Source organism: Micromonospora sp. NPDC050980 (assembly GCF_040653835.1).
Classification (GTDB): Bacteria; Actinomycetota; Actinomycetes; order Mycobacteriales; family Micromonosporaceae; genus Micromonospora.
Genome location: NZ_JBFAGS010000022.1, coordinates 74,165 through 82,481 on the forward strand (window position 1 = coordinate 74,165; position 8,317 = coordinate 82,481).

Annotated in this window: 8 protein-coding genes and 5 tRNA genes; 10 read left to right on the plus strand and 3 right to left on the minus strand. The window is 73.7% G+C overall.

All coding sequences use genetic code 11. From position 1 onward, the window contains the following. Positions 1 to 53: 53 nt before the first annotated feature. Positions 54 to 758: a dethiobiotin synthase gene (gene bioD / locus AB0H28_RS25330; RefSeq protein ID WP_358044981.1), complete on the plus strand. Its 705-nt coding sequence runs from the start codon at positions 54 to 56 to the stop codon at positions 756 to 758. A 50-nt stretch (positions 759 to 808) separates the two neighbouring features. Here the strand turns inward: bioD and AB0H28_RS25335 are convergent, their stop codons facing one another. Beyond that, on the minus strand, positions 809 to 1,483 hold the full coding sequence (locus AB0H28_RS25335; RefSeq protein ID WP_358044953.1) for a 50S ribosomal protein L11 methyltransferase: 675 nt from the start codon (positions 1,481 to 1,483) through the stop codon (positions 809 to 811). 180 nt (positions 1,484 to 1,663) lie between these two features. Between AB0H28_RS25335 and AB0H28_RS25340 the strand changes: the two genes are divergently transcribed. Then, complete coding sequence (locus tag AB0H28_RS25340) at positions 1,664 to 2,494, plus strand: hypothetical protein (RefSeq protein WP_358044956.1); 831 nt, start codon at positions 1,664 to 1,666, stop codon at positions 2,492 to 2,494. Positions 2,495 to 2,573: 79 nt separating this feature from the next. Further along, on the plus strand, positions 2,574 to 3,788 hold the full coding sequence (locus tag AB0H28_RS25345; protein ID WP_358044959.1) for an alkane 1-monooxygenase: 1,215 nt from the start codon (positions 2,574 to 2,576) through the stop codon (positions 3,786 to 3,788). On the opposite strand, the gene AB0H28_RS25350 is transcribed toward AB0H28_RS25345, so the two are convergent. Beyond that, positions 3,709 to 4,311: a TetR/AcrR family transcriptional regulator gene (locus AB0H28_RS25350; protein ID WP_358044961.1), complete on the minus strand. Its 603-nt coding sequence runs from the start codon at positions 4,309 to 4,311 to the stop codon at positions 3,709 to 3,711. The genes AB0H28_RS25345 and AB0H28_RS25350 overlap by 80 nt on opposite strands. A gap of 276 nt (positions 4,312 to 4,587) precedes the next feature. On the opposite strand from AB0H28_RS25350, the gene AB0H28_RS25355 reads away from it, so the two are divergent. The 4 genes from AB0H28_RS25355 (at position 4,588) to AB0H28_RS25370 (ending at position 5,760) form a co-directional block, all read left to right on the plus strand. Beyond that, positions 4,588 to 4,660, plus strand: a tRNA-Gly gene (locus tag AB0H28_RS25355). A gap of 35 nt (positions 4,661 to 4,695) precedes the next feature. Then, positions 4,696 to 4,766 (plus strand) — tRNA-Cys (locus tag AB0H28_RS25360). Positions 4,767 to 4,779: 13 nt separating this feature from the next. Then, positions 4,780 to 4,854 (plus strand) — tRNA-Val (locus AB0H28_RS25365). 87 nt (positions 4,855 to 4,941) lie between these two features. Further along, the gene (locus AB0H28_RS25370; RefSeq protein WP_358044964.1) at positions 4,942 to 5,760 is read left to right on the plus strand and encodes an isocitrate lyase/phosphoenolpyruvate mutase family protein; all 819 of its coding nucleotides are present in this window, start codon (positions 4,942 to 4,944) and stop codon (positions 5,758 to 5,760) included. An 87-nt stretch (positions 5,761 to 5,847) separates the two neighbouring features. Here the strand turns inward: AB0H28_RS25370 and AB0H28_RS25375 are convergent, their stop codons facing one another. Beyond that, positions 5,848 to 6,087, minus strand: coding sequence for a DUF6458 family protein (locus AB0H28_RS25375; protein ID WP_358044967.1), 240 nt, complete (start codon positions 6,085 to 6,087; stop codon positions 5,848 to 5,850). A gap of 148 nt (positions 6,088 to 6,235) precedes the next feature. Here AB0H28_RS25375 and AB0H28_RS25380 point away from each other — a divergent pair. From AB0H28_RS25380 to AB0H28_RS25390, 3 genes are all read left to right on the plus strand, one after another. Then, positions 6,236 to 6,308: transfer RNA gene (locus AB0H28_RS25380), tRNA-Gly, on the plus strand. A 12-nt stretch (positions 6,309 to 6,320) separates the two neighbouring features. Beyond that, positions 6,321 to 6,392, plus strand: a tRNA-Val gene (locus tag AB0H28_RS25385). A 177-nt stretch (positions 6,393 to 6,569) separates the two neighbouring features. Next, the gene (locus AB0H28_RS25390) at positions 6,570 to 8,213 is read left to right on the plus strand and encodes a PKD domain-containing protein (protein ID WP_358044970.1); all 1,644 of its coding nucleotides are present in this window, start codon (positions 6,570 to 6,572) and stop codon (positions 8,211 to 8,213) included. Positions 8,214 to 8,317 lie beyond the last annotated feature (104 nt).

The window sequence follows — 8,317 nt, forward strand, 5'->3', positions numbered from 1 at the left end:
GCCCCGCAGTCGCGAACCGAGGTCGCGCCGTGACCGACGCCTGGACCGGGGCGGTGCTGGTGACCGGCACCGACACCGAGGTCGGCAAGACCGTGGTGACCGCGGCCGTCGCCGCCGCCGCGCAGGCGGCCGGCCTGCGGGTCGCGGTGGTCAAGCCGGGCCAGAGCGGCACGGCCACCGGCGAGCCCGGCGACGTCGACTCGGTGACCCGGCTGGCCGCCCCGCTCACCGGCCGGACGCTGGCCAGCTATCCGGACCCGCTCGCCCCGCTGGCCGCGGCCCGGGTGGCCGAGCTGCCGCCGCTGCAGCTCTACAGCGCCGTCGACGCGATCCGCGAGGAGGCCGACAAGCACGACCTGGTGCTGGTCGAGGGCGCCGGCGGGCTGCTCGTGCCGATGGGGCTGCGCCCGTCCGGCGAGCCGTGGACGGTGGCCGACCTGGCGGTGTCGTTGGGCGCGCCGGCAGTGGTGGTGGCGCGGGCCGGGCTGGGCACGTTGAACCACACCGCGCTGACGCTGGAGGCGCTGGACCGGCGGGCCGTCCCGGCCGGCGTGGTGATCGGCGCCTGGCCGGCCGAGGCGGAGCTGGTGCACTGGCTCAACCTGTCCGAGCTGCTGCCGAACCTGCTCGGCGCGGTGCCGGCCGGCGCCGGCGGGATGGACCCGGGGGTCTTCCGCCGCTCCGCGCCGGGCTGGCTCACGCCCGCCCTGTACGGCGTGCTCGACGACTGGCGGGCCTGGGCCGAGGAGAGCGGCTGAGCTGGTAAGGAGGGGCCCCTTCTTAACGCATCCGTTAGAGGAACGGACCCCTACTGTCCGCGCCGGGCGCCGGGCGGGTTCGGGTCCAGCTCCCACACGGTGGTGTGCTTGACCCGGACGCTCTCCAGCGCCTCGGACACCGGCACGTCGTACGCGGCCAGCGTGTGGAAACGCTCGCGGGGCAGGAACGCCCGGTCCGGGTCGCCCACCAGCACCCGTGCGCCGGAGCGGGCGGCCCGGAGCAGGAAGCGCAGCATCCGCCGGGCCATCGCCTCGCTGTAGAACACGTCGCCGGCCAGCACCACCTCGGCGTCCCCGGCGTCGGAGTCGAGGAGGTCGCCGAGTTCGGCGTCGACGCGTACCCCGTTGGCGTCGGCATTCAGCGCGACCGCCGCCACGGCCCGCTCGTCCACCTCGACGGCCCGGACGGCGGCGGCGCCGGCCCGGGCGGCGGCGATGGCGACCAGGCCGGAGCCGGAGGCCAGGTCGAGCACCCGGCGGCCGGCGACCACCTGCGGGTGGTCGGTCACGTAACGGGCGAGGGCCTGGCCGCCCGCCCAGGCGAAGGCCCAGAACGGCGGCGGCTGGGAGCTGCGGAACTCGCCCTCGGTCAGCTCCCAGAGGCCGATCGGCTCGTCGGCCTGGTGCAGTAGCACCTCGGGGACGAACGCGACCGGGGCGAGGCGGGCGTGCAGCCGGACGAACGCGGCGGACAGCTCGGACACCGGGTGATTGTGTCCCACGGCCGGGTCCGGGCGTGTCGGCGGGCGGCCGTGACCGGTTCACCACGGTCGGTGAAACCACCTGCCGATGTTGACGTTGGGTGCGAACACGCCCGTCTACCGGCGGGGGTGGCGCGCTCCTAGCGTTGCCCGTGGACCCGACCGAGCTGAGGAGGAGCGCTGGTGAGCGGCTGGCGGCACGCACTGCGGATCGGGCTGGTGCTGACCTGTCTGGCGGGAGTCGGCTACGGCGGGGCCGCGCCGGCCCGGGCGGCGGCGGCGTTCTCCACCGAGTTGAGCGGCCTGCCGGAGGAGTTCACCGCCGGCAACCGGGTCGAGACGCTCTCCGCGGTGGTGTCCCGGTCCGACCGCGGCGCCGGCGACGACTGCGTCAAGGTGCGTTGGTCGATGCTGCTGCGGGTGCAGGGACTGCGGCTGGACCAGGTGAAGGTGGACCGGGTGGAGGAGGCCGGCTCGTTCCCGCTGGAGATCCGCACCGAGGGGGACACCGCGCGGCTGACCGACCGGGAGCTGGATCCGGGCCTGCTCTGTCCCGGTCGGACGGTGACCGCGCGCTACCGGGTGGCGTTCGCCGGGGACGTGGGGCGCGGGCGGGTGAGCATCGCCGCGGAGGCGTACGACCCGCAGTTGCGGTTGCTGGCCCGGCGGACCGCGTCGCGTCAGGTGGTGGGTGAGGCGGCCGAGCCGACGGCGGAGCCGGAGCCGACCAGCGCCGAGCCGACCGGCGTGCCCAGCGAGGAGCCGACCGTCGAGGAGTCGGCGTCGGACGAGTCGACGGAGGCGGCGGTGGTCGAGCCGCCGCCGGGCGCGGCCGGTCGGCCGGTCGCCGAGACCGGCGGCTTCGGCGTGGTGCAGGCCGCCTTCCTGCTCGGTGGGCTGCTGCTCTTCCTCGGCGCGGGCCTGCTGGTGCGGATGCGCCGCCTGCTGCGCGCCGACGGGCCGGCGGCGGACGCGGCCCCGGCGTTCGCGCGGCGGCGGACCGTGCGGCGCTGACTTTACAAAAACTCCGGTCTTGTAAAAACGCTGCCTGGCTGGGACAGTCGGTCCAGGAGCAACCGATCGGAGTCCGACGATGCCCACCGAGACCGTTCCCTGGCGGGACACCCGCAAGCCGCTCTGGCCCCTCGCCCTGCTCGTGCCGGCGCTGCCGTTCGTGGCCTGGTCGCTCTGGCACGCCACCGGCTCCGGGGCGGCCTGGTGGCTCACCCCGGCGGTGGTCTTCGGCCTCATCCCGCTCGTCGACCTGTGCATCGGCGACGACCGGGAGAACCCGCCCGAGGAGGTGGTGCCGGCGTTGCAGGCCGACGGCTACTACCGCTGGCTCACCTACCTCTACCTGCCCGCCCAGTACGCGGCGCTGGTGCTGTGCTGCGCGGTCTGGGCCGGCGGCCGGCTCTCCTGGGTGACCGCCGCCGGTCTGGTCGCCACCGTCGGGGTGGTGGACGGCATCGCCATCAACACCGCGCACGAGTTGGGGCACAAGCGGGAGCGCGCGGAGCGCTGGCTGTCCAAGATCGCCTTGGCGCCGACCGGCTACGGGCACTTCTTCGTCGAGCACAACCGGGGCCACCACACCCGCGTCGCCACCCCGGAGGATCCGGCCAGCTCGCGGCTCGGCGAGACGTTCTGGGCGTTCTGGCCGCGTACGGTCGCCGGCAGCCTGCGCTCGGCGTGGCGGCTGGAGACCGCCCGGTTCCGGCTGCGCGGACGCAGCCCGTGGAGCTGGCGCAACGAGGTGCTCAACGCCTGGGCCATGACGGCCGTGCTCTACGCCGTGCTGGCGGTGGCGTTCGGACCCGGCGTGCTGATCTTCCTCGTGCTCCAGGCGGTGGTCGGCTTCTCCCTGTTGGAGGCGGTCAACTATCTGGAGCACTACGGTCTGGCGCGGCAGCGCACCGCGGCCGGCCGCTACGAGAAGGTCGACCCGCGGCACAGCTGGAACAGCGACCGGACCGTCACCAACGTCTTCCTCTTCCAGCTCCAGCGGCACAGCGACCACCACGCCAACCCGCTGCGCCGCTATCAGGCGCTGCGCAGCTTCGACGCCTCGCCGCAGCTCCCCGCCGGTTACGCGACGATGGTGGTCGCCGCCCTGGTGCCGCCGCTCTGGCGCCGGCTGATGGACCACCGGGTGCTGGCCCACTACCGGGGGGACCTGTCCGCGGCGAACGTCCACCCGCCGGCCCGGGCCCGCGTCGCCCGCCGGCTCAGTCGAGCTGGCTCGGCTCCAGGCTCAGTTCCCGGGTCGCGACCAGGCGGACCCACTCGGCGATCTGCCGGCGGGTGAGCACCCGTTCGTGCACCGCGAGCTGCACCGCCAGGCCGTCCATCACGGCACTGATCCGCCAGGCGGCGCCGGCCGGGTCGGGGCAGTCGAACGTGCCGTCGGCGACGCCGTCGGCGATCACCGCCGCCAGGTCCTGCCGCCAGCGCAGGTCCAGGCGGCGGGAGAGCTTCTCCAACTCCGGGGTACGCAGCGACTCGGCCCAGCCGTCGATCCACATCGACCAGGAGGTGGACCGGCCGGTCGGGGCGTAGAGGCGAAGCATCCGGCGCAGCTTGGCCAGCGGCGGGGCGGAGGATCGCAGCACCGCGTCGAGCCGGGCCAGATCCTGCTCGACGGCGTACGCGAAGGCCTGCGCGAGCAGCCGGTCCTTGGTCGCGAAGTGGTAGAAGACGAGTGCCTGGCTGACTCCGGCGGCCTCCGCCACGTCGGCGGTCCGGGTGTTGGCGAGCCCTCGTTCCGCGATCACCTCGCAGGCGGTGCGCAGCAGCGCATCCAGACGGATCTCGGCGGCTCGTCTCGTCACGCCGTTACGGTAACCCATCCGAATGACCACGAGGAGTTACCGGACCGGCCGGTCGGTGGTAGGACAGTCGGATGCCGGACACTCGACTCGCCGGCCAGGATCCGCAGGTGAGCGCGCCTGCGCGGGCCCGCGTCGCAGCCCTTGCCCAGGCTCCTAGGAAGCCTGCGGGTGATGACCCAGTGCGCCGATCGGACTCGCCCGAAGGGGGATCCGATTTGGCAACCGTACGGGGCTCGGCTAAAGTTCTCATCCGTCACCGGGAAACACCGGGGGCGTGCGGACGTAGCGCAGCTGGTAGCGCATCACCTTGCCAAGGTGAGGGTCGCGGGTTCGAATCCCGTCGTCCGCTCGGAGCTGCCGCCACGCACGTTCGGGGGCAACCTCGGTGGAGTGGCCGAGAGGCGAGGCAACGGCCTGCAAAGCCGTGTACACGGGTTCAAATCCCGTCTCCACCTCGGCAGTTGACGAGGGCGATTGGCGCAGTGGGAGCGCGCTTCCTTGACACGGAAGAGGTCACTGGTTCAAACCCAGTATCGCCCACCACGAAAAGGCTGTGCCGATCACCGGCACAGCCTTTTCCCGTCGTCGGCGGGGACACCACGGCCGGCGCGAGTGGTCGAGACTGACCGGGTGAACGAACAGCAGACCCGAGCCCAGGATTTCCGTAGCCTGCACGTGCCCGGTGAACCGTTGGTCCTGGTCAACGCCTGGGACGCGGCGAGCGCCCGGATCGTGGCCGCCGCCGGCGCCCGCGCGGTCGCCACCACCAGCGCCGGCGTCGCCTGGAGCCGCGGCGCGCCCGACGGCGACGCGCTCGCCCGGGACCGGGCCGTCGACGTGATCCGGCTGCTCGCCGCCGCGGTGCGGCTTCCGGTCACCGCCGACATCGAGTCCGGGTTCGGCGACACCCCCGAGGATGTGGCCGACACCGTGACGGCGGTGCTCGGCGCGGGTGCGGTCGGGGTGAACGTCGAGGACGCGCGGCACGACGGGACCGGGCCGCTGCGTGCGGTGGACGACCAGTGCGCCCGGCTGGGCGCGGTCCGCGCCGCCGCCGACCGCGCCGGTATCCCGCTGTACGTCAACGCGCGGGTGGACACGTTCCTGCGGGGCGTCGGCGGGGTGCCGGAGACCGCGGCGCGCGCCGAGGCGTACCTGGCGGCCGGCGCGGACGGGATCTTCGTGCCGGGAACCGTCGACCCGGCGACCGTGGCGGCGCTGGTGGCGGCCGTGCCCGCGCCGCTGAACGTGCTGGCCGGGCCGGGCGCGCCGCCGATCGCCGAGCTGGCCCGGCTCGGGGTGGCCCGGGTCAGCCTCGGGTCGGCGGTCGCCGAGGCGGCGTACGCGGTGGCCCACCGGGCGGCGGCGGAGGCGTTCGGGGCCGGCACCTACGGCGCGCTTGCCGACGCGCTCGACTACGGCACGATCAACGCCCTGATGCGGGACTGACCCGGGTACGCGGACGGGGACGCGCGGTGGCGTCCCCGTCCAGGTCGGTTCCCGGGGACCGATCAGCTCCGTCGGCCCCCGGGCGGATCACATCGGCGGGGCGTCCCGGCGCTCCTCGACGCGGCGGTACTCCACCGGCTGCTCCGTGGTGGTGACCACCTCGCGACGCCGGCTCCGGGCCAGCGTCGTCAAGATCAGGCCGAGCACGCCGGCCGCCATCAGGATCCAGCCGACGATGTCGAGGTCCACACCGCCGACGCTGGCGTTGATCGCGAACGCGAGGATCGCGCCGACCGCGATCAGGAAGATGCTCGTTCCGATACCCACGACAGCCTCCTTCAGGGGGTGGTTGTGCTGTCGCGTCGATCAGTACCCCGGGGGCGAGCAGCGCAACCACGGCCGCCGGGGGGCTGTCGCGGGGCGATCTTGGCATCGGGTAGAGTTTCCCCCGTCGCCGACGCGAGCCGGCGACGACGCGGACGTAGCGCAGCTGGTAGCGCATCACCTTGCCAAGGTGAGGGTCGCGGGTTCGAATCCCGTCGTCCGCTCGCGAACTGCCCGGGCGATTGGCGCAGTGGGAGCGCGCTTCCTTGACACGGAAGAGGTCACTGGTTCAAACCCAGTATCGCCCACCGAAGATCACTCTCCGGCCGCCGGTCGATCGGCGTGCCTCTCCCACCGGCCGGTCGGCACCGGCCACATCGGTCACCGCAGGGCACCGAGAGCCTGCCACCCATCCACCGTGCGGATTATGGAGCCGCGCCCCGGCGCATGTCAGGGTGAGGCCCGATGCGCAGGGAGGCGGTCACATGGGGACGATCGGGCAGGGACGATGGCGGCGGACGGCCGCCCGGCTGGGCGTGGCGGCGGTCGTCGCGGCAGCCGGGTTGGCGGTGGCAACCGCGCCCGCGCACGCCACCGCTACCCGCACCGTGGCGTTCTGGAGCATGGACGAGCCGGTGTCGTCGACGGTGCTGAAGGACAGCAGCGGCCGGGGCCGTCACGGCACGGTCGGCGGTGAGGTGGTCACCGGCGCGCTCTACGCCGGGGCGACCGGCCACCGCTTCGCCACCCACCTGCCCACCGACCAGGAGTACGTGCCGGGCCACGTGGACCTGGTGCCGCACAGCACCGACCTCAACCCGGACGCCGGGGACTTCTCGGTGACCATCCGCTACCGGACCACGTACTCGTTCGGCAACATCCTCCAGAAGGGACAGGGCAACACCGCCGGCGGCTACTGGAAGTTCGAGGCGCCGGGCGGCCGGCCCAAGTGCCTGTTCCGGGGCGGCGACGGCGCCTCCCGGACCGGCTACACCGACGTGCCGATCGCGGACGGCCAGTGGCACACCGTGACCTGCAACCGCACCCCGACCTACGTGGAGATGTACGTCGACGGGGTGCGGACCAGCCGGCTGAACGGGCCGACCGGCACCATCGCCAACTCCTGGCAGCTCTCCGCCGGCGGCAAGAGCCAATGCGACGGCAGCAAGGTGACCTGCGACTACTTCGCCGGTGACATCGACTACGTGAAGATCCTGAAAGGGACGGGCGGCCCGGCCAACCAGGCGCCGGTAGCCGATCTGACGCCGACCTGCTCCGGGCTGGTGTGCACGTTCTCCGCAGCGGGTTCCACCGACGCCGACGGCGCGATCCAGGACCACCGCTGGGACTTCGGCGACGGGTCCACCGCCGGCACCGTCTCGGTGCCGACCACCTCCCACACGTACGCGGCGGCCGGCACCTACCCGGTCACGCTCACCGTCACCGACGACCGGGGCGCCACCGGCACCGCGACCGTGGACGTCACCGTCGCGCCGGTGCCGGAGCGGATCTCCTTCGTCGGGCAGGCCACCGCGAACGCCAACTGGACCAACCACGCGGTGACCGTCCCGGCCGCCGTGCAGCCCGGCGACACGCTGCTGCTCCTGCTCAGCCAGAACACCCACACCGGCACCGGCGAGCCGACCGGGGTGACCGGCTGGCACCGTCTCGACCGGCTCGACGGCGGCTACGCCACCACCACCGCCTGGTGGAAGACCGCGACCGACGGTGACGCGGGCACGGCGGTGCGGGTGACACTGGACAGCCAGGCGAAGGGCAACCTGACGGTGGCCGCGTACCGGGGGGCCGCCCCGGTCGCGCCGGCGTTCGAGCGGGCCACCGACCCGGCCAGCACCGCCACCCGGACCACGCCGTACGCGCCGGTGACCGCGCCGCAGAGCTGGGCGGTGTCGTACTGGCTGCACGGTGACGCGGCGTCCACCGCGCTCACCCCGCCGGCCGGGGTGGCGGTCCGCAGCAACAGCTCGCAGACCGGCGGCGGTCGGGTGACCGCGCTACTGGCCGACTCGGCGAGCAGCGTGCCGGCGGGCAGCTACGGCGGGCTCGCCGCGGTCGGCGCGGCGGCCAGCACGACCACCACCACGTGGACGTTCGTCCTGGCCCCGTGATCGGGTACGCGTCGAAGGCCGGCACCCCTTTGCTGGGGTGCCGGCCTTCGGTGTGTCTGCTTACTTGTTCCAGTGCTGGTGGACGAGGTCGGTGGCCTGCTGCT